At 68.8% G+C, this 23,614-nt stretch carries 20 protein-coding genes; 11 read left to right on the top strand and 9 right to left on the bottom strand.

Translation table 11 applies throughout. From position 1 onward, the window contains the following. Nucleotides 1-115: 115 nt before the first annotated feature. Both FO470_RS08120 and FO470_RS08115 read left to right on the top strand, forming a co-directional pair. A complete protein-coding gene (locus FO470_RS08120; RefSeq protein ID WP_144342440.1) occupies nucleotides 116-1,531 on the top strand; it encodes an exopolysaccharide biosynthesis polyprenyl glycosylphosphotransferase in 1,416 nt (471 codons plus the stop codon). Next, on the top strand, nucleotides 1,528-2,550 hold the full coding sequence (locus tag FO470_RS08115) for a glycosyl hydrolase family 18 protein (protein ID WP_335880650.1): 1,023 nt from the start codon (nucleotides 1,528-1,530) through the stop codon (nucleotides 2,548-2,550). Before FO470_RS08120 ends, FO470_RS08115 begins: the two co-directional genes overlap by 4 nt. 10 nt (nucleotides 2,551-2,560) lie before the next feature. Here FO470_RS08115 and FO470_RS08110 read toward each other — a convergent pair whose 3' ends face one another. The 5 genes from FO470_RS08110 to FO470_RS08090 form a co-directional block, all read right to left on the bottom strand. Then, entirely contained in the window at nucleotides 2,561-3,334 is a 774-nt protein-coding gene (locus FO470_RS08110; protein WP_244616662.1) for an FkbM family methyltransferase, read from the bottom strand. A 43-nt stretch (nucleotides 3,335-3,377) separates the two neighbouring features. Continuing rightward, nucleotides 3,378-4,781 (bottom strand): hypothetical protein, encoded by a 1,404-nt coding sequence (locus tag FO470_RS08105; protein ID WP_144342436.1) that lies wholly within the window; start codon nucleotides 4,779-4,781, stop codon nucleotides 3,378-3,380. Beyond that, complete coding sequence (locus tag FO470_RS08100) at nucleotides 4,778-5,644, bottom strand: WecB/TagA/CpsF family glycosyltransferase (RefSeq protein WP_144342435.1); 867 nt, start codon at nucleotides 5,642-5,644, stop codon at nucleotides 4,778-4,780. The genes FO470_RS08105 and FO470_RS08100 overlap by 4 nt, the downstream gene beginning before the upstream one ends. Nucleotides 5,645-5,667: 23 nt before the next feature. Then, entirely contained in the window at nucleotides 5,668-6,507 is an 840-nt protein-coding gene (locus FO470_RS08095; protein WP_144342434.1) for a polysaccharide biosynthesis/export family protein, read from the bottom strand. A 208-nt stretch (nucleotides 6,508-6,715) separates the two neighbouring features. Further along, entirely contained in the window at nucleotides 6,716-7,093 is a 378-nt protein-coding gene (locus tag FO470_RS08090) for a hypothetical protein (protein WP_144342433.1), read from the bottom strand. Between the two features lie 172 nt (nucleotides 7,094-7,265). On the opposite strand from FO470_RS08090, the gene FO470_RS08085 reads away from it, so the two are divergent. Further along, nucleotides 7,266-8,558 (top strand): oligosaccharide flippase family protein, encoded by a 1,293-nt coding sequence (locus tag FO470_RS08085; RefSeq protein ID WP_144342432.1) that lies wholly within the window; start codon nucleotides 7,266-7,268, stop codon nucleotides 8,556-8,558. Between the two features lie 129 nt (nucleotides 8,559-8,687). After that, nucleotides 8,688-10,811, top strand: a complete 2,124-nt coding sequence (locus FO470_RS08080) for a GumC family protein (protein ID WP_144342431.1) — start codon at nucleotides 8,688-8,690, stop codon at nucleotides 10,809-10,811. Here the strand turns inward: FO470_RS08080 and FO470_RS08075 are convergent. Continuing rightward, nucleotides 10,796-11,755, bottom strand: coding sequence for a LysR family transcriptional regulator (locus tag FO470_RS08075; RefSeq protein WP_144342430.1), 960 nt, complete (start codon nucleotides 11,753-11,755; stop codon nucleotides 10,796-10,798). The two genes, FO470_RS08080 and FO470_RS08075, sit on opposite strands and share 16 nt — an antisense overlap. A gap of 159 nt (nucleotides 11,756-11,914) precedes the next feature. Between FO470_RS08075 and FO470_RS08070 the strand changes: the two genes are divergently transcribed. The 7 genes from FO470_RS08070 (at nucleotide 11,915) to FO470_RS08040 (ending at nucleotide 17,676) form a co-directional block, all read left to right on the top strand. Continuing rightward, nucleotides 11,915-12,673 (top strand): SDR family NAD(P)-dependent oxidoreductase, encoded by a 759-nt coding sequence (locus tag FO470_RS08070; RefSeq protein ID WP_144342429.1) that lies wholly within the window; start codon nucleotides 11,915-11,917, stop codon nucleotides 12,671-12,673. Continuing rightward, nucleotides 12,667-13,392, top strand: a complete 726-nt coding sequence (locus FO470_RS08065) for an SDR family NAD(P)-dependent oxidoreductase (RefSeq protein ID WP_144342428.1) — start codon at nucleotides 12,667-12,669, stop codon at nucleotides 13,390-13,392. The genes FO470_RS08070 and FO470_RS08065 overlap by 7 nt, the downstream gene beginning before the upstream one ends. Before the next feature lie 20 nt (nucleotides 13,393-13,412). After that, nucleotides 13,413-14,189, top strand: coding sequence for a creatininase (locus FO470_RS08060; protein ID WP_144342427.1), 777 nt, complete (start codon nucleotides 13,413-13,415; stop codon nucleotides 14,187-14,189). 187 nt (nucleotides 14,190-14,376) lie between these two features. Beyond that, a complete protein-coding gene (gene speB, locus FO470_RS08055; protein ID WP_144342426.1) occupies nucleotides 14,377-15,333 on the top strand; it encodes an agmatinase in 957 nt (318 codons plus the stop codon). After that, the gene (gene speB / locus FO470_RS08050) at nucleotides 15,333-16,289 is read left to right on the top strand and encodes an agmatinase (protein WP_144342425.1); all 957 of its coding nucleotides are present in this window, start codon (nucleotides 15,333-15,335) and stop codon (nucleotides 16,287-16,289) included. Before speB (FO470_RS08055) ends, speB (FO470_RS08050) begins: the two co-directional genes overlap by 1 nt. Nucleotides 16,290-16,393: 104 nt before the next feature. Beyond that, the gene (gene dps / locus FO470_RS08045; RefSeq protein WP_144342424.1) at nucleotides 16,394-16,882 is read left to right on the top strand and encodes a DNA starvation/stationary phase protection protein Dps; all 489 of its coding nucleotides are present in this window, start codon (nucleotides 16,394-16,396) and stop codon (nucleotides 16,880-16,882) included. Between the two features lie 362 nt (nucleotides 16,883-17,244). Further along, nucleotides 17,245-17,676 (top strand): MarR family winged helix-turn-helix transcriptional regulator, encoded by a 432-nt coding sequence (locus FO470_RS08040; protein WP_244616672.1) that lies wholly within the window; start codon nucleotides 17,245-17,247, stop codon nucleotides 17,674-17,676. 45 nt (nucleotides 17,677-17,721) lie between these two features. Here the strand turns inward: FO470_RS08040 and FO470_RS08035 are convergent, their stop codons facing one another. The 3 genes from FO470_RS08035 to cckA are packed head-to-tail and all read right to left on the bottom strand — an operon-like array spanning nucleotide 17,722 to nucleotide 23,565. Then, nucleotides 17,722-19,350 (bottom strand): alpha-D-glucose phosphate-specific phosphoglucomutase, encoded by a 1,629-nt coding sequence (locus FO470_RS08035; RefSeq protein ID WP_144342422.1) that lies wholly within the window; start codon nucleotides 19,348-19,350, stop codon nucleotides 17,722-17,724. A gap of 31 nt (nucleotides 19,351-19,381) precedes the next feature. Beyond that, nucleotides 19,382-21,028, bottom strand: coding sequence for a glucose-6-phosphate isomerase (pgi, locus tag FO470_RS08030; RefSeq protein WP_144342421.1), 1,647 nt, complete (start codon nucleotides 21,026-21,028; stop codon nucleotides 19,382-19,384). Nucleotides 21,029-21,057: 29 nt separating this feature from the next. Beyond that, nucleotides 21,058-23,565 carry a cell cycle histidine kinase CckA gene (gene cckA, locus FO470_RS08025; RefSeq protein WP_144342420.1) on the bottom strand — a complete coding sequence of 836 codons (2,508 nt, stop codon included), beginning with the start codon at nucleotides 23,563-23,565 and terminating at the stop codon, nucleotides 21,058-21,060. Nucleotides 23,566-23,614: the final 49 nt, after the last annotated feature.

Raw genomic sequence — 23,614 nt, 5'->3', positions numbered from 1 at the left:
CAAGAGCGGCGATGCCTCCTGTCCCTCCCCTCGGCCGGCGGTCGGCCCCATCCATCGGCGCGGCCATGTCCGGTTCGCCTGAGACGCGGCCCACCGGCAATTGGGGCCGCGCGCGATGACCGGCTGGACGCACGGCCTGCTCAACCGCCTCGTGATCCTGTGCGACGTCGCCATGATGCTGGTGGCGGCGCTGGTCTATTACGCGGTCTGGCACATTCTCGGCTGGACGCAGATGGTGGTGCTCGGCGTCATCGGCGGCGCGATCTACTGCACCGTGCTGCTGCTCGGCCAAGCCTACCGGGTGGAGCACTATGGCCGCGTCCGGCGGCAGATCGTGCATGTGATCATCGGCCTGCTTCCGGCGCTGCTGGCGGTCTTCGTGGTCTACTACGCGCTCGTGCCGCCGCAGCCGGGCGACCCGGAAGCCTTCGGCCCCTGGGCCGCGCTGACGCTGGTCGCCCTGCTGTTCGGCCGCCTCGTCCTGGTGCGGGCCGGCATGGCGTGGATCGACCGCCGCAAGCTGCTCGTGCGCAACACCGTGCTGATCGGCGATCTCGACCGGGCCTATGCGCTGATCCGGCGCTACCAGGAGGACATGCCGGCGGGCGGCCTCATCTCCTTCGTCGGCGTGTTCCGCGACGGCGGACGCCAGCCGACCAACGCGGAGAAGGCCGGCGACGGCGTGCCGCCCGCGCTGGGCGGCATCGAGGACCTGCTGGAACTCGCCAAGGCCGGCATTTTCGACCTCGTCATCGTCACCAAGAACTGGAGCGACATGCGCGGCATCGGCGTCATCGCCCGCCAGCTCCACCGCGTCGCCACCGACGTGATGGTGGAGATGGAGCCCGATGTCCTCTCCGCCGCTTCGGCGCGCGTCACCCGCATCGCCGACAGCCCGACGCTGCAGATCCAGCAGCGCCCGCTCAAGGGCTCGCTCGGCGTGCTGAAGGCGCTGGAAGACTACACCGTCGCCGGCATCGGCCTGCTGGTGATGTCGCCAGTGCTGCTGCTCGCGGCGCTGGCGATCAAGCTGGATTCGCCCGGCCCGGTGCTGTTCCGCCAGGCGCGCGTCGGCCTGAACCGTCGCGAGTTCATGGTCTACAAGCTGCGGACCATGCATTACGACCCCGGCGACGACGGCTCCATCGGCGCGGTGCGCGCCGATCCGCGCATCACCAGGGTCGGCGCGATCCTGCGCAGCCTCTCGATCGACGAGATCCCCCAGCTGATCAACGTGCTGCGCGGCGAGATGTCGGTCGTCGGCCCCCGGCCGCACGTGCCGAACATGATGATCAACGAGCAGCTGCGCTACGAGGCGGTAAGCGACTATGTTGCGCGCTACCGCATGAAACCCGGCATCACCGGCTGGGCGCAGATCAACGGCATGCGCGGGGGCATCTATACGGAGGAAAAGGCGGCGCGCGGCGTCGAACTTGACCTCTACTACATCGAGAACTGGTCGATATGGTTCGACATACGGATCATCCTGCTCACCATGACCAAGGGCCTCGCCGACACCACCGCCTTCTGAGCGGGGGCCGGCGGGCCATTCTCCGAAGGGGCGTTCTCCGAGCGGGCGTTCTGATCGCCCTCGGCCTGTCGCTGCTCGCGGGCGGGTCTCTCCGCGCTGAGCCGGCCCGCCCGTTCCTCGCCTATCACGCAAGCTGGTACGAGGTGGCCGCTGGCCGCGCCGAGGAAACCACCCTCGCCCGCCTGCCCGGCTATCTCACCCATGTGGCGCTGAGCTTCGTAAAGCCGGACCTCATCTATCAAGGTGGGCTCGACCTGTCGGCGACCGGCCTCCAGTACCCCTATTCCGGCGCCGTGCTGAAGGAGGCCATCGCCCTGCTGAAGGCGCGCCAGCCGCAGCTGCGCGTGCTGCTGTCGGTGGGCGGAGCCACCTATCACGGCTGGGACCGGCTGGACGAAGCGGCGCTGGCGCGCCTCGTCCGCGATCTCGGGGCCGATGGTGTCGACATCGATTTCGAGCCGACCGACCCGCGCTGCGTTCCCGTGAACGGGCGAGTGCGGTGCGCCGACGACGCCTTCTCCATCGACATCGCCCGGCGCCTGCGCACCGCGCTGCCGCGTCCCCACGTGATCAGTGCCGCAGGCTGGAGCGTCGGCGCCTATGGGGAGGGCGCCTTCGCCGACGCGCCGCCGCGCAGCCCGTGGCGCGGCGCGATGCTCGCCCTGCTGCGCTCGCCGGCCGCCGAAGGGCTCGATCTCGTCTCGATCATGAGCTACGACGCCGGCCCTTCCTATCGGCCGGATCAGGCCTTTCGCGCCTATCGCGCGGTGTGGAAGGGCCCGCTCGCCCTCGGCTTCGCCGTGCTGCCGCCCTCGAATGGCGGGCCCCGCGCGACGATCGAAAGCACCGCCGCCACGCTTTCGGCCGTGCTCGCCGACCCGAAGGCGGGCGCCATGCTCTATGCGCTGCGCGACGTGCCGCCCGGCCCGCCGGGACCGGACAATCCCGACTACCGCTCGCTGGCGACGCTGATCTGCGTGACGCTCGACAAGCCCGGCTGCGACGTGCCGATGCCGTGAAGCGGGGTGCTCAGTGCAGCGCCGGGCCCGCCGGATGGCGGGCGATGACGTTCATGAACGCCGTCGGGCGCTCCGAAAGCGGCTGCAACTCCCCGTCGTCGCTCAGCTCGTGGAACTGATAGCCGCGCCCCGCGAGCGCGTTCCACGCGACCGCCGTGTCGCCGCCGGCCTTGACCAGCGTCGGGCAGTTCATCTCGAAGATCACCGTGGGATGGTAGGCGGCGAGCGTTTCCGCTGCGCCCGCCAGCACCATTCCCTCGGCGCCCTCGACGTCGATCTTGATGCAGTCGACGCGCGGCAGGCCGAGATCGTGGACGAGCGAGTCGAGGGTCGCCAGTTCCACCTGTTCGCTGCCGGCGTCGGTGCCGTCGCTGATGAGCGAGAAGGCCTGCGGGTCCTCGCCCAGCGGATTGTGGAACAGCACGGCGCGGCCCGGCTTGTCGGACAGCGCCTTGCGCACCACCGCGACATTGTCGAAGCGGTTGAGGGCGATGTTGGCGTCGAGCTGCGCGCCGGCTTCCGCGCCCGGCTCCACCGCGACGACGCGCGCGGCCCGCGGTGCCGCCTTCAGCGTGAACAGGCCGATATTGGCGCCGACGTCGATGAAGACATCGCCCTTGCCGACGAATTTCTGGAGATAGTTCAGCTCCGGCTCGACGGCATCGCGCAGCAGATAGGCGGAGACCGAGGTGAAGCGCAGGTCCGAGGGCACGCGCAGCCGCGCGCCGGGAACGAGCTCGAAGACCGGGCTACGGCCCAGCGCGACATTGAACGCCCACGTCACGCCCCGTCCGATGACCGTCAGGGGCGCGCGGCGGAAAGCCGGTTCATGCAACAGTTTGGCGACGCGCCGCAGCATTTCGGGTCCTGATCTGATGCCGGTTGACGGTGAAGCTTATGCGGTGCTCCGGCGCCGGTGTCGAGGGCTGCCGGTAACGCGCTCGGCTGAGATAGATGGCGAGCGCCATCACCACGCCGAACTCGCCGGGGGTGAAGACGAGCGAATAGACCGCCGACGTGGCGAGCATATAGAGAATGTAGTCCGACAGGGCGAGCACCATGGGATCCTCCACCCCGCGCGTCGAGCGCAGCAGGGTGAAGTAGCCCCAGCCATAAAGCCCCGCCAGCAGCACCGCGCCAACCAGCCCGTATTCGAACACGATGCCGAACCAGCCGAGATCGGCGACGTAGAAGTTGCTGTTGCCGAAGATGTCGGCCAGCGTGATGCTGCCGAAGCGGGTGGTGGCGCCGACGCCGAACAGCCAGCGCCACGGATCGTCCCCGAGGAAGTTCGCCGCCAGCCCCAGCGAGACCTGCCGGACGGAAAGCGAGCCGCCGAGGGACTGGGCCAGCCCTTCCACGTCGCGCAGCACGAGATAGGCGAGGCCCAGCGGCACGACCGCGAGGAACAGGCCCGCGACCAGCAAGCGGAGGCGCGGCGCCAGCGAGACGCCCACCGCATAGATGCATACCAGCATCATGCCGCCGATCGCCGTCCGCTGCTTGTAGATGGAGAAGAGCAGCACGAAGCCGAGCAGGATCGCCAGCGGCAGCAGCAGGTTCGGGCGCTGCATGAAGCGGCGCGTGAGGTAGAACAGGAACAGCGTGCCGAAGAACATCGGCATGTAGATCCGGTAGCCGCGCTCGGTCTCCAGCATGAACAGCTTGCCGAGCTCGGGATCGTTCACGTACCAGCTCGTCGGCACCAGCAGCCACAAGGCCAGCATGAGCACGAAGGTGCCCGCCCCCAGCACGACCAGCGAGCCCCGTGTGCGGCCGTAGCTCGGCGCCAGCCAGACCAGCAGTGCCGACAGGCCGAAATAATAGGTGAGCGGCCAGATCTTCACCGTGGTGATCAGCGCGTCCACCAGCCCGTTGCCGAGCTGGAGCATCGAGACGAAGGGCGTAAAACCCAGCGCGTAGGCCAGGAACACCAGATAGAAGCGCTTGGCCGGCAGTTGCAGGCGCACCACCGCGTAGAGGCTCAGCGGCAGCGAGAGCAGCGGCCATGCCTTCGACAGCAGGTAGGGAGCCGTCAGCTCGTGCAGGTAGTAGAAGCTCTGCGCGAAGAACGGCAGCGCGAAGAGCAGCGCCGCACTCGTCAGCACGCCCGGGAGACGCTCGGTGGAAACCGGCGCCGCGACCGGCACGAAGGCGCGCGGCAGCGTCACCACCGCGCGACGGCGGTCCCCGGTGGGCGTGCCCGTGCCGGATCCGCCCGCCTTGCTCATGCGCGGTCCTTCGCCCCGCCATCCGCCGGCACGCGGCCCATGCCGTAGGCGGCAGGATTCAGCCGCGCCTTGAGGGCGATCCAGACGACGGGCAGCGAGTCGACGAAGACCCGCCGCGCGTGACCGGCGGGGTTGCGCACCAGACGGTGCGCCCATTCGAGGCCGGCCTTGCGCACGAAGGCCGGCGCGCGCCGGGTGATGCCCGTGGCGAAGTTCAGCGCGCCGCCGACGCACAGCCCGCAACCCGTGGCGCCCCCGCGCAACGCCACTTCGCGGGCGAGATATTCGCCCTGCGGCGTGCCGACCCCGAAGAAGACGAAGCGCGCCGGGTTGGCCAGCACGAAGTCGACGCAGGCCGCCACTTCGTCCGGCCGGTTGATGAAGCCCATGGGCGGGTTGTGATGGGCGATACGGCGCAGGCCGAAGCGCTCGGCGAGGCGGCGGGGCACTTCCGGGCTGCCGCCGATCAGCGTCACCGGATCGTCCGGCCCGATATGGCGTTCCAGCAGAAGCAGGGCGACGTCGCTGCCGGCGGCGTGCGGCAGGTCGAGGCCGAACAGCAGCCGCGCCAGCGCCCGCGGCACCTGCCCGTCGAGCAGGCGCATCCAGGCGTGGTCGTAGGCGTCGCGGAAGCGCGCGTCGTCCGACAGGTTCAGCAGGGTGAAATGCGCGGCGTTGGGCGTCACCACATAGACATAGGGCGCATCGGCCGGACGCGCGGCGATGCATGCCGCGGCCGCCGCGGCATCGAGCCGGGCGACGCGCACGCCGAGATAGGTCACTTCCTCGAAACCGGCCGGCGGCGGGAAGGCTTCGTTCCCGCCATCTTGCCCGCCAGCCTGCCCGCGCGATGCGTCCGCCATCGGTTCCTCGCATGCGTCCGGGGCTAGATGACCCCCTGGGTGCCCAGCGTATAGTTGAACGTGCGCTGGAAGGGCACCACCTTGTTGATGAACTGGTCGATCCAGACATTGAGTTCGGAGACGGAACTGCGCGGAACGTAGATGATGTCGCCGGCGGCGAGCTGGACGTCGTCGAGCGTGAAGCCGGTCTGGATGATGTCCTTGACGTTGATCAGACGCAGCATCGGCATGTTGTCCGGGCCGCGGCGGATGATCGCCACCTGCCCGGTGCGGGCCTCCTCGGTGAAGCCGCCGGCCGCGAGGATACTCTGCAACGTGCCGTTGCGCATCTCCGAAAGGTTGTACGGGCCGGGCTTCTCGACCATGCCGCCTATATAGACCTTGGCGGAGACGGCATCCTCCAGCGAGATCACCACCTTCTGGTCGGCGAGCTCCACCTTGGAGGCGCGACGCACCACCTCCTGCGCGCCGGCCAGCGTCAGCCCCTCGACCTTGAGCTGGCCGACCGCGCGGGGCGCGACCGTGCCGTCGGGGGCGACGACGAGTTCCTCGTCCATCTCGCGGGTGAGGAAATACTTGATCTTCAGCTTGTCGCCGGCGCCCAGCCGATAGGCCGGCATCTGGCTCGACCACGGCCGGAAGCCGGCTGGGTTGACCTCGGTGAAGCGCAGTTCCTGTCCGGTGGTGAAGGTGTCGTTCGGACTCTGCGGCCGCCCGACCGTCCCGGTCGTGTCGGTGGTCTGGCATCCCGCCAGCAGAACGGTGGCCAGCAGCACGCCCACGACGCGCCCGCCCCGCATCCGGCACGCGGCCGGCGGGAATGCGGAAGCGGCGAAACCCTCACCGCGCAGGCGTACGCGCATCACATCGGCTCCTGATCGAAGCCCGCCGGAGCGCCGACCGGACACGCCCACTCCTTCCGAAATCATTCGGCAAGGAGGGACGGCAGATTCGGCGCGGCTGAGCGGGTCAACGTAGCCAGGCCAAGCTAGGCGAACGTGGTTAATGGAAGGTTTAATGGTTAACGTTCTGACGCGCCTGCCGATTTCGAAACCCGGCGGAAAGCCCGCCTTACCCCTTGCGGCAGGTGATGCCGGCGCGGCGGGCGTCGCGGTAGAACGGCACGAATTCGATCCGGTCGAGCCGGCTCCACAGGACGCTGTAGGCGGGCGGGCAGAGCCTCATCACCGCTGAAGTCGGGTTGCCCTGCCAATTGTCCGGCACGTGGATCATCACCGAGAAGGCCCCGAGCGAGAATTCCGGCTCGTTCGCCCACCAGCGCGTCGGCAGGACCGCCTTGAGATAGTCACGAATGGCCCGCCGGCCGTCGAACGGCGCGGGGTCCATCCGCGGATCGACGTCCGGTACCGGCAGGTCGCTGAGGCCGGCCTGCGCCCATGCGACCGGCGGCAAGGCGACCAGCCCGGCCGTCAGCATGGCAAGCGCCACGGCACACAGGCAACCGGCTGCCCTGTTGCCCTTCCGGCCCGCTCTTGCGGCGGCGCGGCGCCCATGGTTCATGCCTGAGATGCCCCTGCCCGACTCGTCCGACCGTGCCGGGGGGCATATGCCACGACCGCCGGCGCGTGTCTCGCGCGGCACCGTAACCCGGTTGCACAGCATGACGAAGGCGCGCCTTTCCGACCTGCGGCGGCTGCTCGCCACCTACGGCCCCTACATTGGCGGGCTCATGGCGCGCGGCGTCGAGCTGGTGGCGAAGCTCGGCCTCTACATGCTCGCCGCCCGCATCCTCGGCGCGCATGAGGCGGGCCTCTACTTCCTCTGCATGACCTGGGTCGGCCTCGCCGCCACCATCGCGCGGGCGGGCTTCGAGAAGGCGGTGGTGCGCCACATGGCCGGCGACCTCGCCGTCGGGCGGCTCACCGACGCGCGCGCCGCCATGTTCACCGGCCTCGGCTGGACGGTCCTCGGCAGCCTGCTGGCCACGCTCGTAACCGTGCTGATCGCGCGGCCGGCCTCGCTCCACGTCTTCGACGATCCCGATCTCGTCCGCCCGCTGCTGATCGCGGCGGCGGCGATCCTGCCGCAGGCGCTGTGCTACTTCGTGGCGCATGTGCTGTTCGGCTACGGGCGCAGCGTGGCCGGACAATGGGTGCAGAACGCCTCCTGGCCGGCCTTCGCGCTGCTCGTCCTGCTGGCCGGCGTGCAGTCGCTGGACGGCATGCTCTACACGCTGGCGGCGACGAACCTCGCCTCGGCCATCCTCGGCATCGTCCTCGTCATGCGGGGAGCCCCCGTGCCGGCCCCGACCACCGACTCCGCCGGCACCACCGCCCTGCCCGCCCTGTGGCGCACGGCGCTGCCGCTCGGGATGGTCGAGGTGGTGCAGGTCTCGCTCAACTCCATCCCGCTGCTTCTGCTCGCGGCCTTCGCCGCCGCCGCCGATGTCGGTGCCTTCAGCGTCGCGAGCCGGCTGTCCATGCTGATCTGGGTGGTGATCATCTCCATCGGCGCCATCGCCGCCCCGCGCTTCGCCGCCCTGCACCGCCAGGGCGAGTGGGATGCGCTGCGGGCGCAGAACCGCCGCGCCCGCCTTCTCGTGGCACTGTGCGGCCTGCCGCCGCTGGCGCTGATGATGGCGTTCCCGGAGCCGCTGTTGGCTCTGGTCGGGCCCGGGTTCGAGATCGCCGCCACCGCGCTCATCATCATGAGCATCGGCCAGCTGGTGAACTGCCTGCTGCCCTGCCAGGACATCATGCTGGCCATGACCGGCCATGGCGGGGTGCTGCGATGGCTGAACGCGGCGCAGCTCGCCGTCTGCGTCGCCGCCGGCGCCATTCTCGTTCCCCTCTTCGGGATGAACGGCGCGGCTGTCCTCAGCGCCCTCGTCATCGTCCAGGGCGCCATCGGCACCGCGCTGGTGGTGCGCCGCCTGATGCCGCGCGCTTTTTGACGCCTCACCTGCCCCATCGAAAGCCATATTTACCGCTCATTAGGGCTAAACGGGCAAATTCGGCTTATGCGCCAAGCAGGCGGGGCGAACGCGCCTTCGGCCTGCCGTGGCGGCCAACGGGAAGCAGTGATGTCGATGACGGGCGCGAATGCCGCCGAGAGTGACGGCCAAGCGCCGGGTGGCCGGGCCGAGGCATGGCCGGGCACGTTCACCATTCGCGATTTCCTCATCGTCGCCTTCTTCCACATCCGCGTCGTGATCCTCGCCGCTCTGGTGCCGATCGGGCTCGGCATCGCCGCCGCGACGCTGGCCAAGACCGAATACACCGCCTCCAGCCTCGTCATGGTGATCGTCAGCCGTGAGGTGACGAACCAGCAGAGCGTCACCGACACCGGGCCGGCGGTGCTGTCCATCGAGGGCCTGAAGCAGGTCGAGTCCGAGGTGCAGATCATCGAAAGCGCCGACGTGCTGCGCACGGTGATCGAGGAGATCGGGCTGGAGCGGCTGTTCCCGCCGACCCCGCTCTCCTATCTGCGCGACCTGTTCAGCAGCAGCAGCGTGATGGACCGGGCCATCGCGCGCTTCCGCAGCGACCTCAGGGTGCAGGTACGCGACGGCTCGAACGTGATCGAGATCGCCTTCACTCACCCCAGCCGCACGCTCGCCATCGAGACCACGGACAAGCTGGTCGAGACCTATCTGGCGCGCCGCCGCCTCATCATGCAGAACCCCACCGCCCGCTTCCTGAAGATCGAGGTGGAGCGCTTCAAGAGCGAGCTAGGGCAGACCGATGCCGCCATCGAGGCGCTGAAGACCAGCGCCGGCATCATCGACTTCAGCCAGGATGCGGTGCTGGCGGCCAACCAGGTCGACGCCGTGGTACAGCGCCGCCGCCAGGTGGCCGAGCGGCGCGTCGCCCTCGCCGGGCAGATCGCCGAGGCGGAAAAGCAGCTCAGGGAGCTGCCCGGAAAGGTGCTCGACTTCGACCAGACGAGCGACTCCTCGGGCAACGACGAAGACAACAACATGCTGAGCCGCCTGCTCGTCGAGCGGGACCGCATCGCCCTGCAATACGCTCCCAACGGCTCGATGATGCGGGAGATCAACCGCAAGATCGACACGGTCCGCCGGCAGATCGCCACCCGCAAAGATCGCTCCTACGAGACCACGCGCGATGTGCGCAATCCCGCCATCGGCTACTTGAACAACATGCTGCTGTCGCTGCGCATCGAGGCGGACGCGCTCGGCCAGCAGGAGAAGGAGCTGGGCGACCAGCAGCAGACCGCCGAGAAGCGCCTTGCCGACCTGCGCGTCGCCGAGACCCGGCTCGTCGAACTGACCCGCCAGCGCGACACGCTGAACGACAGCTATCGCGAGTATCTGCGCCGGGCCACCGCCGCGCAGATCGAGGAATCCGCTGCCGCCGAGCGCGAAGCGGGCGTGCGGATGGTGCAGCAGGCCGACGCCGCCGTGACCAGCCGCAACATGCGCCTGCCCTTCCTCGGCGCGGGCATCCTCGGCGGCGTACTGTTCGGCGTGGCGGCCGGCGCCATCGCCTCGGCGCTGCGCTCCACCTTCATCATGCCGCAGGAAACCGAGCGCTCGCTCGAACTGCCCATGCTTGGCGAATATGCCAACCGCTCGACCACGGAAGACCCCGCCGCCATGGAGCGGGAGGTGAGCGGCCTCGCGGCCTTCCTGCTCGACACGGAAGTGGACGGGCGACCGCTGCGCAGCGTCCAGTTCCTGGCCGCCGAGCCGGATGAGGCGCTGGCGCCGCTGGCACGCGGCATTGCCACCGAGATCACGCTCCAGCGCGGGCTGCGCACGCTGCTGGTCGACCTGACCGCCCCGCCGTCCGACGCGGCGGACGATCCTTCTGCGCGCGAGAATGGCGGGCTCTATGTCGGCCCGAGCGAGGTTCCGCTGCTGTGGACGCTGCGGGACCGCACCCGCTCGAAGCTGCTCGACATCCGCCTGCCGACCGCCGAGGCGCAGCGCTTCATGAACGAGCTCGGCAGCACCTTCGAAGCTGTGGTGGTCTGCGCCACGGCGCGCGATTCCGCCGCCATCGGCCATCGCTTCGAGGAACTGGTCGACGGCAACGCGCTGGTGGTGCGCGCCGAGAAGACCCGCAAGGCGCCCGCCGCCGCCCTGCGCGCCAGCGTGGTGGAGCATGGCGGCGTGCCGCTCGGCTTCGTCTTCGTCGGCCGCCGCTACATCCTGCCGGACTGGATCTACAGGCTGGCCTGATCCGGCGGGCTCTCCCCCGCGCTTTCCGCCGGCGGCTCGGCGGACGCCGCCTTTGCCTGCGCCTTCAGCTCGCGGATGAAGGCGTCGACCAGCGGCTGCTCGCCCTTGAGCCGGCGGGTGGCGGCAAAATGGACGGAATCGAAGCCGTAGCTTTCCGGCCGCAGAACCCGCATCCGCCCGCGCGCCACCCAATCCTCGCCGATATGGCGCGGCAGGTAGCCAATGAAGCGGCCGGACAGGATCATCATCACCTGCGCCTCCATCTGCACCACCGCCCCGCTGGCGCGCGGATGGTTCACCCGGTAGAGGTCGTCGAGGTGGCGGTAGCGCCGCACCGAGAATAGCGCCTCCTCGATGCGCGCATGACCGATCTCCCGCGCCGGCAGCTCGAACAGCGGATGGCCCTGCCCGCAATAGAGCGCCTGCGGCTCGCGGTGCAGCGGGATGTAGCTGATGCCCGGCACCTTCTGCGAGAACGGCCCCACCACCACGTCGCGCGCGCCGTCCATCAGCGCGCGCTCCAGCACCAGCGGCGTGCCGAGCTCGAGATCGACGAACACTTCCGAGGCGTAGTCCATGTAGCGCGCCAGCACCGTCTGCAGCCCGAGCTGCGGATTGGTCACCACGCCGTCGACGATGCCGACCCGCAGCCGGCCGACGAGCCGGCGCTGGTCGCGACCGATGCGGCCGTGGAAGGCGTCGACGTCCTCGAACAGCCGCTTGGCGGCGGCGAGCGTCGCCTCGCCGAAGGGGGTGAGACGGAAGCCGGCCCGGCCGCGCTCGCAAAGCTGGCCGCCCAGCTTGCGCTCCAGCGCGGCGAGATGGGTGGAAAGGGTCGACTGCGAGAGGTTGAGCGCGATCTGCGCGTCGTGGAAGCCGCCCTCCTCCGCCAGCACCACGAAGACGCGCAGAAGACGCAGGTCGATATTGTCGAGGCGGCGCATAGGGGATTCCGTGGCAGGGATACATCGATGATTGCCGATATATCCTTCCATTAAATCCTATTTTTCGCGAAGTGAATGTGCGGGAGCATGACCTCGTCCGTGAGGAGAGCCCGCCGTGCCCCGCCATCCGAACACCCGTCCCCGCCCCGGGACATCCACATGACGCTCGACGGCATTTCCGGGCGGACGGTGCTCGTCACCGGGGCGAGCCGGGGCATCGGCCTCGGCGTCGCCCGCGCCTTCGCCGCCGCCGGTGCGGAGCTGCACATGCTGGCCGAGGACGAGGCGATCCACGAGGCCGCCGAGCGCCTCGGGGCACGCGGCCACCGCGCCGACATCACCCGCGCCGCCGAGATGGCCGCGATCGCCGACGCCATCCCGCATCTCGACGTGCTGGTGAACAATGCCGGGCTGGAGCTGGTCACCCCGCTCGACGACGCCGGCGAGGCGAACGAAGCGACCTTCCGCCGGGTGGTGGAGATCAACGTCGTCGGCACCTTCCTCGCCACCCGCGCCCTGTTGCCGCGCCTTGGCCATGGCGGGCGCATCATCAACACCGCCTCCATCTGGTCGCGCAGCGCCGAGGCGCTGTTCGGCGCCTATGTCGCCTCCAAGCACGCAGTCATCGGCCTCACCAAGACCTGGGCGAAGGAGCTCGGCCCGCGCGGCATCACGGTCAACGCCGTGTGTCCCGGCTGGGTGCGCACGGAAGCCTCGCTGCGCTCCCTCCACGCCATGGCCGCGCGTACCGGCGTCGCGCCGGAAGTGCTGCTGGACGAGATCATCGCGGCGCAGATCCTGCCCGGCTTCATGGACCCGGACGACGTGGCCGGCACTTACCTCTTCCTCGCTTCCGATCTGGCGGCCAACATCACCGGCCAGAGTCTCGGAATCGATCGGGGAGAATGTCCATGGTAGCGCCACACAAGGGCCTGCGCGTCGTCGTCACCGGCGCGGCGAGCGGCATCGGCCGGGCGAGCGCCGACGCGCTCAGCGCCGCCGGCGCCAAGGTCGTCGGCTTCGACCTGCATCCGCCGGAACGCCCCAGCACCTGGCCGACCATCCTCACCAATGTGGCGGACGAGGCGGCGGTGGCGGGCGGCATGGAAGCGGCCGTGCGGGAACTCGGCGGTCTCGACGTGATCGTCAACTGCGCCGGCATCTGCGTGGAGACGCCGCTCGACGGCTTCGACGTCGCCGCCTATGAGCGCATGGCGGCGGTGAACATCCGCGGCCCGATCCTGATGGCTCGCGAGGCGCTACGCTATTTCGACGGCGAGGGACCGGCGACGGGGCGCATCATCAACGTCGCCTCCGAACTTGCCTATCTCGGGCGCGCCGGCTTCTCCGGCTATGCCGGCACCAAGGGCGCGGTCATCGCCCTCACCCGCTCCTGGGCGCGCGAGCTGGCGCCGCGGGTGCTGGTGAACGCCATCGCGCCCGGCCCCGTCGACACGCCCCTGCTCGACTTCGAGAACCTCAGCGACGAGCTGAAGCGGCTCGAAACCGGCAACCCGCTCGGCCGCGTCGGCCAGGCGGAGGAGGTCGCGCAGGCGGTACTGTTCCTGGCGAGCCGTGCCACGGGCTTCATCACCGGACAGTGCATCAGCGTCGACGGCGGCGCGGCGATGCACTGAGGAATCATCAGGGGAACGACATGGTCGACAGCATGCGTTTGGACGAACTGAGCTGGCCCGAATTCGCGGCGAAGATCGCCGCCGGCGCGCCGGTGCTGCTACCGCTCGGCTCCACCGAGCAGCATGGCCCGCACCTGCCGCTCAATGTCGACGTGGTGCTGCCGACCGGCGTGTGCGAGCGCGTCGCCCGCGAGGTCGGCGGGCTGGTAGCGCCGACGATCAACTATGGCTGCAAGTCCATGCCCCGCTCGGGCGGCGGCGAGCAGTTTCCCGGCACGCTGAGCGTCGATGCCAACACCTTCGCGCTCGTGCTGCGCGACGTCATCCGCAACCTCGCCCGGCAGGGCGTGCGCCGGCTGGTGATCGTCAACGGCCATTACGAGAACTGCTGGCCTTCCGTGGAGGGGCTGGACCTCGCCCGGCGGGAGATCGCCCGCGACGGCATTACCGGCTTCGAGGTGATGCGGCTCGAATACTGGGACTTCGCCCGGCGCGCGACACTGGACCGGCTGTTCCCCGACGGCTTCCCCGGCATCGACCTCGAGCATGCGAGCCTGCTGGAAACCTCGCTGATGCTGGTGCTGCGCCCCGATCTCGTGGAGATGGACAAGGCGCCCACCGACGGCCCCGCCACCTTCCCGCCCTATGACCGCTTCCCCGTGCCGGATGATTTCGGCCTGCCGCCCTCCGGCGTGCTGGCGGTCGCCACCGGCTCCACCGCCGAGAAGGGCGAATGGCTGATGGCGGACTACATCACCCACATCTCCGCCGCCATCCGCAAGGAATTCGGGCTGTGACACCCGTTTCCCGGCCCAGCGGAGCCGAAGGCGAAGCGCCGAGGCGGGAACCAGGGAGAATTCGCGAAGCGCTTGATTCTGTTTCGTCGCCTGCGGCGGAGTCTTGCGCTGGACCCCGGATCGGCGCTGCGCGCAGCTTGTCCGGGACACAAGTTCAACGGGCGCCAATGCCCATCGAGGTTACGTCATGACCACCAAGTTCGAACCGCTCGATTCCGGCAGCATCCCGCGCTATGCGGGCCTTCCCACCTTCATGCGGCTGCCGGTGGCCGAGCCATCGGAAGTGGACATCGCCATTCTCGGCCTGCCCTTCGACCTCGGCACCACCAACCGCGCCGGCACGCGCCACGGCCCGCGCGAGCTGCGCAACCAGTCGAGCTTGATGCGCCGGGTGCACCACGTCACCGGCCTCTCGCCCTATGACCGCGCCCGCATCGCCGATTGCGGCGACGTGATCACCGATCCGTTCGACCTGATGCGCTCGCTCGACCTGATCTCGGCGCATTATGCGGGCGTGCGCGCGGCCGGTGCCCTGCCGCTCACCGCCGGCGGTGACCATCTCATCAGCCTGCCAATCCTGCGCGGGCTGGCGGCGGACGGGCCAGTCGGCCTCATCCAGTTCGACGCCCATTCCGACACCTACGACAGCTTCTTCAACGGCAGCAGATACACGCACGGCACCCCCTTCCGCCGCGCCATCGAGGAAGGGCTGATCGATCCCCGGCGCTTCGTGCAGATCGGGCTGCGCGGGGCCATCTCGGATGCCGGCAATTACGATTACGCGCGCGACGCCGGGGTGCGCATCATCTTCATCGAGGAGTTCGTGAAGCGCGGGGTCGAGGACGTGATGGCGGAAGTGCACGCCATCGTCGGCCACAAGCCGACCTACGTCACCTTCGACATCGACGGGATCGACCCCTCGCAGGCGCCGGGCACCGGCACGCCGGAGATCGGCGGCTTCTCCACCCGCGAGGCGCAGGCGATGGTGCGCCTCCTGGACGGGCTTGACATCATCGGCGCCGATCTCGTCGAGGTCGCGCCGCCCTTCGACCCCTCGGGCCTCACCGCCCTGACCGGCGCCACCATCCTATTCGAGCTGCTCTGCGTGCTGGCCGGCGTCGTCGAGAAGAAGGGCACGCGCTGATGGCTCATGGGTATGAAGGCGGCCGGCTCGACCTGCCCTTCGTCGGCATCTGCACCTTCGGCAAATACCCGCTCCAGCTCCACTGGGATCGGATCGAAGCGGACGTCGCCATTCTCGGCGCCCCCTTCGATCTGGGCACGCAATGGCGCTCCGGCGCGCGCTCGGGGCCCCGCGCCATCCGCGAGGCATCGACGCTGTTCGCCTTCGGTCATTCCGGCGCCTATGACCACGAGGACGACATCACCTATCTGCCGGCAGGGACCACGCGCATCGTCGATATCGGCGATGCCGACATGATTCACACCGACACCGAGCAGAGCCACGCCAACATAGAGCTGGGCGTGCGCAAGATCCTCAAGGCCGGCGCGCTTCCCGTGGTGCTGGGCGGCGATCACTCGATCAACATTCCCTGCATCGAGGCGTTCTCCGACGAGGAGCCGATCCACATCGTGCAGTTCGACGCCCATCTCGACTTCGTTGACGAACGCCACGGCGTGCGCCGCGGCCACGGCAGCCCGCTGCGCCGCGCCGCCGAGAAACCCTATGTGACCGGGCTAACCCAGCTCGGCATCCGCAACGTCTCCTCCACCGCCCGCGAGGGCTACGAGGCGGCGCGCGCCATGGGCTCGGACATCCTCAGCGTGCGGCAGATCCGCAAGCTGGGGCCCGAGGCGGTGCTAGCCCGCATCCCGGAAGGACGGCGCTATTACGTCACCATCGACATCGACGGCTTCGATCCCTCCATCGCGCCCGGCACAGGAACGCCGAGCCATGGCGGCTTCGCCTATTACGAGGTGCTGGAGCTTCTGGACGGGCTGGCGCAGCGCGGCCGCGTCGTGGGCGTCGATCTGGTGGAGGTGGCGCGCGAATACGACCCCGGCGGGGTGACGTCGATCCTCGCCGCCCAGTTGCTGCTCAACTTCATCGGTCGCATCCTGCATCACCGCACCCCTTGAACGGCATGCGTTCCGGCCAATTTTTGCGAGGTCGGTGCGAATCCGCATCGTGCGATGCGCTCCCGGTGCCATAATGCCGGGCGTCACAAGCAGAGGACCAACCCATGCGCGACCACAAGACCGTCAACGACCTTCCTTCGAACGCGAAGAAGGTCGCCATCGAGCTGCTCAACGCCAATCTCGCCGCCGGCATCGACCTGGCACTGGCCACGAAGCAGGCGCACTGGAACCTGAAGGGCCCACAGTTCATCGCGGTGCACGAGATGCTCGACGGTTTCCGCACCGAACTCGACGATCACAACGACACCATGGCCGAGCGCGTCGTCCAGCTCGGCGGTACGGCGCTCGGCACCACGCAGGTCGTGGCCGAAGCGACGCACCTCAAGCCCTACCCGGTCGACATCTACGCCGTGCACGACCACCTGAAGGCGCTCACGGACCGCTTCGGCGCCGTCGCCAACAGCGTGCGCAAGGCGATCACCGAATCCGATGAGGCCGGCGACCCCACCACCGCGGACATCTTCACCGCCGCCTCGCGCTCGCTCGACAAGGCCCTGTGGTTCATCGAAGCGCATCTGCAGGAAAAGAACTGACGCGCACAGGTTGCCCGGGGCAGCCGATGCATCTGGCGACGGACCTTGGAGGTCCGTCGCTATACATACGTCAATACCACTGGAAATTCAGTATTCGAAGATTTCATGGGAACTGCGCGCATTTTTTGCTAATTGGTCATCTCGCCACAGCGAGAGCCACCTCGCTTATGTCATACTGCACCGCCACAGAATCGGACTTGACGCCGATGTGATCACGCATCGGTATTGAGCGAATAACTGCAAGGACCAGGCGGATGTCAGGCAAGGCAGCCAAAGGGGGTATGATGGAAGAGGCGAACCCGGAGCGTTTGGCATTTTCCACCCCCTCGACCTTTATCGACGCCTCGGGCGCCGAGGTTCCCGTGACCCATCTTGAGATTGCGCGCCTGATCGAGCGGGCGCACCGTCGGTTTCTCGACCTCCTGCGCGTCGAGCTCGCCCGCCTCGGCACCGACGACATCAGCCCGTCCCAGGTGATGCTGCTCTTCACCATCGGCCAGGACGAGCTTTCCGTGCGCGACCTGCTGGAGCGCGGGCACTATCTCGGCTCGAACGCCTCCTACAACCTGAAGCAGCTCGTGGATGCGGGCTATGTGCACCGCTCCGCCTCGCAGCGCGACCGCCGCTCGGCGCGGCTGCGGCTCACCGCCAAGGCGCAGAGCCTGTGCGACGCCATCCGCACCATGCACGACAACCGGCAGAGCGGACGCGACGAGAACGAGGCGTACGAGCTCGGCATCGCCTACAGCGTGCTGCGTCGCCTCGAAATCCTCTGGACCGGCTCGCTGCGCTGACCAGCGGCTGATGCGGGGCGGCGGCACCGCCCCGATCTGCCTTTCTCAGGTGATGACGTCCGGGGCACGGCGCCCCGTGCGTCCCTCGATGTCCGGCAGCGTGCGCGCGATCTCGATCAGCCCGGCAAGGGCGTCCTGCGGGTCGAGATCGTGGCGGGCCGGATCGGGCTCGAAGTGTTCGAGATAGACGCGCAGCGTCGCCCCCGCGGTGCCGGTGCCGGACAGGCGATAGACGATGCGCGAGCCGTCGTCGAAGAACACCCGAACACCCTGCCGGGTCGTCACCGATCCATCCACCGGATCGTCATAGGCGAAGTCGTCCGCGCGCTCGATGGTCAGGCCGTTGACGACGGTGCCCGGCAGCACGTCGAGGCGGCGGCGCAGATCGACCATCAGCGCGTCGGCGGCCGCGCTGTCGACCTCCTCGTAATCGTGGCGGGTGTAGTAGTTCCGCCCATAGGTCGCCCAGTGCTCCGACACGATGTCGGCGACACTCTGGCGCCGGACGGCGAGGATGTTGAGCCACATTAGCACGGCCCACAGGCCGTCCTTCTCGCGCACATGGTTGGAGCCGGTGCCGAAGCTCTCCTCGCCGCAGACGGTGGCGAGGCCGGCGTCGAGCAGGTTGCCGAAGAACTTCCAGCCGGTTGGCGTCTCGTAGCAGGTGATGCCGAGCTTTTCCGCGACGCGATCGGCGGCCCCGCTCGTCGGCATGGAGCGGGCGATGCCCTTGATCCCCGCCTTGTAGCCCGGCGCGAGATGGGCGTTGGCGGCGATGATGGCCAGCGAGTCCGACGGCGTCACGAAGCGCCCGCGGCCGATGATCATGTTGCGGTCGCCGTCACCATCCGAGGCGGCGCCGAGGTCGGGCGCCTGGTCGGACATCAGCAGGTCCGCGAGATCCTTGGCGTGGACCAGGTTGGGATCGGGATGATGGCCGCCGAAATCCAGCAGCGGCTCGCCATGCACCACCGTGCCGGGCGCCGCGCCCAGCGTCTCCTCGATGATAGCCCGGGCATAGGGTCCGGTCACGGCGCTCATGGCATCGAAGCGCATGGTGAAACCGGAGGAAAACAGGTCGCGGATGGCGTCGAAGTCGAACAGTGCGCCCATCAGCTCCGCGTAGTCCTCCACGGGGTCGATGACATCGACCACCATGTCCTCGACGCGGGTGAGGCCGGGCGTGTCCAGATCGACGTCCGGTGCGTCGGAGATGCGGTATTCACGGATCTCCCTGGAGCGCGCGAAGATTGCCTCGGTGACATGCTCGGGCGCCGGCCCGCCATTGCCGATATTGTACTTGATGCCGAAGTCGCCGTGCTCGCCGCCGGGATTGTGGCTTGCCGACAGGATGATGCCGCCGAACGCCTCGTGTTTGCGGATGACGCAGGAGGCCGCCGGCGTCGACAGGATGCCGCTCCGGCCCACCATCACCCGGCCGAAGCCGGCGGCGGCGGCCATTCTGATGACGGTCTGGATGGCTTCGCGGTTGTAGTAGCGGCCATCGCCGCCGATCACCAGCGTCTCGCCCTCGAAGTCCTGCAGACTGTCGAACACCGACTGGATGAAGTTCTCGACGTAATGCGGCTGCTGGAAGACCTGGACCTTCTTGCGCAGGCCGGACGTGCCCGGCTTCTGGCCGTCGAAGGGCGTGGTAGCGACGACGCGGATCATAATTCCCCCGAGAACAGTGAAACGCGCCGGATCACGAACGCGACACGAGATGATGCAGGAGCCCGGCCGCCGAGGTCGAGACGGTATCGGGCGCCACGCCGCTTTCCACCGCCGGCAGCAGCGTGCTGGCGAGTTCCTTGCCGAGCTCGACGCCCCACTGGTCGAAGCTGTTGATGCCCCAGATCGCCCCCTCGACGAAGACGCGGTGCTCGTAGAGCGCCACGATGCGCCCGAGCGTGTAGGGATCGAGCCGCTCATAGGCGATCGTCACCGACGGGCGGCTACCGGGGAAGACGCGATGCGGCGCGATCGTCGCGGCCGAGGCCTCGTCGCGGCCGGCGGCGAGAAGCTGGGCCTTCGCCTCCTCCAGCGTGCGCCCGCGCATCAACGCTTCCGACTGGGCGAGGCAGTTGGCGATCAGCATGGCGTGCTGGCGCTTCAGCCCCGGCTCGCTCTCCTCCCCGTGCCCCTTCGCCGCGATGAGGAACTCGACCGGGATCGGGCTGGTGCCCTGGTGGATGAGCTGGAAAAAGGCATGCTGCCCGTTGGTACCGGGCTCGCCCCACACCACCGGCCCCGTGTCATGGGCGACCGGCGTGCCCTCGCGGGTCACGCGCTTGCCATTGCTCTCCATGTCGAGCTGCTGGAGATAGGCCGGCAGGCGGGCGAGATGCTGGTCGTAGGGAATGACCGCCCGAGTGGCGTAGCCGCACACGTCGCGGTGCCAGATGCCGACGAGGCCGAGCAGGACGGGAAGGTTCCTCTCCAGCGGCGCGGTGCGGAAATGCTCGTCCATCGCATGGCCGCCGTCGAGGAAGCGGCCGAAATGCGCCGGCCCGACCGCGATCATCACCGGCAGGCCGATGGCCGACCACACCGAATAGCGCCCGCCCACCCAGTCCCAGAAGCCGAACACCCGGTCCGGCGCGATGCCGAAGGCATCCACCTTGTCGAGGGCGGTGGAGACGGCGACGAAGTGGTTCGCCACCGCCGCCTCGCCGAGCGCCTCCACGATCCACGCGCGGGCGCTGGCGGCGTTCGCCATCGTCTCCTGCGTGGTGAAGGTCTTGGAGGCGACGATGAATAGCGTCGATGCCGGATCGAGATCCTTCACCGTGTCGTAGAGGTGCGCGCCGTCGACATTGGAGACGTAATGCGCGCGCGGACCGTCGTGATAGGGCGCAAGCGCCAGCGTCGCCATCACCGGGCCGAGATCGGAACCGCCGATGCCGATGTTCACCACGTCGGTGATCGGCTTGCCGGTCCAGCCCTTGAGCGCGCCGGAGCGGATGCCCTCGGCGAAGGTCGCCATGCCCGCCAGCACCGAGGCGACGTCGGCGCGCACATCCTGCCCGTCGACGACGAACGGCGTCGCGCTGCGATCGCGCAGCGCCGTATGCAGCACCGCGCGGTCCTCGGTGAGGTTGATGTGCTCGCCGGCGAACATCGCCGCCCGCCTGGCCTCGACGCCGGCGGCGCGCGCGAGTTCGACGAGCAGGCCGAGCGTCTCCCCGGTCAGCGAGACCTTGGAGAAATCGAGCAGCATGTCCTCGAAGGCGGCCGAGAAGGCCGAGAAACGCAGGGGATCGCGGGCGAAAAGATCCGCCACCTTCTCGTCCGCCCGCGCCGTACGGTCGGCAGCCAGAGCCTTGAAGACATCCTCGATCGCAGCGCTCATGCGTTTCTCCGAACTTCGTCGTGCCGGAGCTAATCGCTCCGGCCCATGCTCTTCTTCACGGCTTCGATAAGCTGCTTCAGGGTGAAGGGCTTCGGCAGGAAACCGAAATCCGCTCCCTCGGGCAGGTTCTTGGCGAAGGCTTCCTCGGCATAACCCGACATGAATATCACCTTGATGTCGGGATGGGTGGCACGCAACTCCTTGAGCAGCGTCGGCCCGTCCATTTCCGGCATCACCACGTCGGAGAGGATGAGATCGACCTCGCCGGCATGTTCGCCCATCACCTCCAGCGCCTCGATGCCCGAGCCCGCTTCCAGCACCTGATAGCCGCGCGAGACCAGCGCGCGAGCGGCGAAGGCGCGCACCGCCTCTTCGTCCTCGACCAGCAGCAGCGTGCCGCGCCCGGTGAGGTCGGCGGCCTTGACGGGCGCTTCCGGCTCGACCGCCTTGGGCGCCAGTTCCACGCTCTCCGGCACGTGACGCGGCAGGAAGACACGGAAGACGGAGCCCTTGCCGACCTCGCTGTCGACCTGCAGCGTGCCGCCGGTCTGCTTGACGATGCCGTAGACGGTGGAAAGCCCGAGGCCCGTACCCTTTCCGACCTCCTTGGTGGAGAAGAAGGGCTCGAAGATCTTGTCGAGGATCGCCGGGGGAATGCCGGTACCGGTATCGGCCACCTCGACCAGCACATGGTCCGCCGCCGGCAGGCCCGCCTCGGCATATTGGGCGGCCTGCTCCGCACTCACATTGGCCGTGCGGATGGAGAGCGTGCCGCCCTCCGGCATGGCGTCGCGGGCATTGACGGCGAGATTGACGATGACCTGTTCGAACTGGTTGAGGTCCGCCTTCACCGGCCAGAGATCGCGCTCCTCCTTCACCTCCAGCTTGATCGTCTCGCCGAGCAGACGGCGCAGCAGCATGGAGAGATCGCTCATCACGTCGCCGAGGTTCAGCACCTGCGGGCGCAGCGTCTGGCGGCGGGAGAAGGCGAGAAGCTGGCGCACCAGCCCCGCCGCGCGGTTGGCGTTCTGCTTGATCTGCATCACGTCCTGGAAGGACGGATCGGTGGGCCGCGCATTGGCCAGGAGGAGGTCCGAATAGCCGATGATGGCGGTGAGCACGTTGTTGAAGTCGTGCGCCACGCCGCCGGCGAGCTGGCCGACCGCCTGCATCTTCTGCGACTGGGCGAACTGCGCCTCCAGCGCCCGCTGCTCGGTGGTCTCGATCACATAGACGATCGCCGCCTCGCGATCCGCGCCGCCATCCTCGACGGAGGCGAAGTAGAAGCGCGCCGAGCGCTCACGGTCGAGGCCGATGTCCACCGGGCTGGAAGGTGCCTGCCCCCGCACCGCCGCCGTGACGGCCGGCTCCAGCAGCGCGCGCGCCGTCTCCGACACCACGTCGAGCAGGCGTCGCCGCTCGCCCTCGCGCCCGCCGAACAGCCGGGCGAACATGGCGTTGGCGCGCACGATCTGCCCTTCCGGGTCCACCTCGGCGATGGCGATGGGCGAATTGTGGAAGAAGCGAGCGAAGCGCACTTCCGCCGCGCGGGCGGGATCGGCGGCGTTGTCCTCGCGCGAGCGGTTCACCACCAGCGTGCGGGAAGCGCCCGGCGTGCCGTCCGAAGCATAGGCGACGCGATGCCAGATGCGCACCGGCAGCGTCTGGCCGTTCTTGCGCTTGAGATCGAGGTCGAGCACCTCGGTGCGGACGCCGCCGGGCAGCGGCGCCATGCCGGTGAGCAGCGCCGCCGCCGGCCCCGGTACGATGTCCGCCACGGTGAGCCCGCCGGGGCCGAACTCGGCAAGGTCGTAGCCGAGCCAGTCGACCAGCGTCGCGTTGATGTAGTGGATCGCCCCGCCCGCCGCCGAGAAGAAGCCGGCCGGGGCGTGGTCGAGATAGTCGATGGCGTGCTGGAGCTCGAGGAAGGCGGTTTCCTGCCGCTCGCGCTCGCGCGTCAGGTCGCTCACCGTCCACACCGCGGCCTTCGCCCCGCGCCCATTGGTGCCGGCCGGGCGGGCGGCGAGCTTGAGCCAGCGCACGGGATGGCCGGGAACGGCGAGCCGTACCTCCTCGGTCAGCGCCTTGCCCTCCCGCACGCCCTGCGCGAGGCGGTAGACCGCCTCGGAGGCGTCGGGGTCGCTGGTGAAGAGCCGTTCGACCGGGCGCGCCTCCTGCGGCGAGGCGGCGCCGATGATCTCGCAATAGCGCGGATTGGCGTAGAGCACCCGGCCGAGCCCGTCGACGATGCTCACCCCGTCGGTGGCGCTGTCGACGATGCGGCGGGCAAGCTCATCCCGGAAATCGGGAACGCCGAAGCGCAGCAGGCCGGTCGCATAGGCGAAAAGCGCGAAGACGCCGACCACCGCGAGCACGGTGAGAAGACCGATGATCCAGGGATCGGCCCGGTCGCGGCCCAGCAGCAGCAACGAGACGACGGCGCCGACGAGCGCCAGGGCGACCAGAAGCACCAGCCGGATACTTCCGCCGATCTCGGATCGGTCGAGCGTGGGGTCGTCGGGTCCGCTGTCCGCCATGTCCAAGCCAGAAGCCCCGTGCCGCCGGCGGCGCACCAAGGCGATTCAA

Source organism: Ancylobacter moscoviensis (assembly GCF_007559435.1).
GTDB lineage: Bacteria > Pseudomonadota > Alphaproteobacteria > Rhizobiales > Xanthobacteraceae > Ancylobacter > Ancylobacter moscoviensis.
The sequence above is the reverse complement of the archived record's forward strand: the minus strand, read 5'-3'. Positions and strand labels throughout refer to the sequence as shown.

Bases quoted from the DNA above. Each gene is read 5' to 3' on its own strand.
- FO470_RS08100 (WP_144342435.1), bottom strand. From the start codon at position 5,644: ATGGCGGACGCATCGCGCGGGCAGGCTGGCGGGCAAGATGGCGGGAAC.
- speB (WP_144342426.1), top strand. From the start codon at position 14,377: ATGACCACCAAGTTCGAACCGCTCGATTCCGGCAGCATCCCGCGCTAT.
- FO470_RS08120 (WP_144342440.1), top strand. From the start codon at position 116: ATGACCGGCTGGACGCACGGCCTGCTCAACCGCCTCGTGATCCTGTGC.
- FO470_RS08105 (WP_144342436.1), bottom strand. From the start codon at position 4,781: ATGAGCAAGGCGGGCGGATCCGGCACGGGCACGCCCACCGGGGACCGC.
- FO470_RS08075 (WP_144342430.1), bottom strand. From the start codon at position 11,755: ATGCGCCGCCTCGACAATATCGACCTGCGTCTTCTGCGCGTCTTCGTG.
- FO470_RS08060 (WP_144342427.1), top strand. From the start codon at position 13,413: ATGGTCGACAGCATGCGTTTGGACGAACTGAGCTGGCCCGAATTCGCG.
- speB (WP_144342425.1), top strand. From the start codon at position 15,333: ATGGCTCATGGGTATGAAGGCGGCCGGCTCGACCTGCCCTTCGTCGGC.
- FO470_RS08070 (WP_144342429.1), top strand. From the start codon at position 11,915: ATGACGCTCGACGGCATTTCCGGGCGGACGGTGCTCGTCACCGGGGCG.
- cckA (WP_144342420.1), bottom strand. From the start codon at position 23,565: ATGGCGGACAGCGGACCCGACGACCCCACGCTCGACCGATCCGAGATC.
- FO470_RS08085 (WP_144342432.1), top strand. From the start codon at position 7,266: ATGACGAAGGCGCGCCTTTCCGACCTGCGGCGGCTGCTCGCCACCTAC.
- FO470_RS08035 (WP_144342422.1), bottom strand. From the start codon at position 19,350: ATGATCCGCGTCGTCGCTACCACGCCCTTCGACGGCCAGAAGCCGGGC.
- FO470_RS08080 (WP_144342431.1), top strand. From the start codon at position 8,688: ATGTCGATGACGGGCGCGAATGCCGCCGAGAGTGACGGCCAAGCGCCG.
- FO470_RS08065 (WP_144342428.1), top strand. From the start codon at position 12,667: ATGGTAGCGCCACACAAGGGCCTGCGCGTCGTCGTCACCGGCGCGGCG.
- FO470_RS08095 (WP_144342434.1), bottom strand. From the start codon at position 6,507: ATGCGCGTACGCCTGCGCGGTGAGGGTTTCGCCGCTTCCGCATTCCCG.
- dps (WP_144342424.1), top strand. From the start codon at position 16,394: ATGCGCGACCACAAGACCGTCAACGACCTTCCTTCGAACGCGAAGAAG.
- pgi (WP_144342421.1), bottom strand. From the start codon at position 21,028: ATGAGCGCTGCGATCGAGGATGTCTTCAAGGCTCTGGCTGCCGACCGT.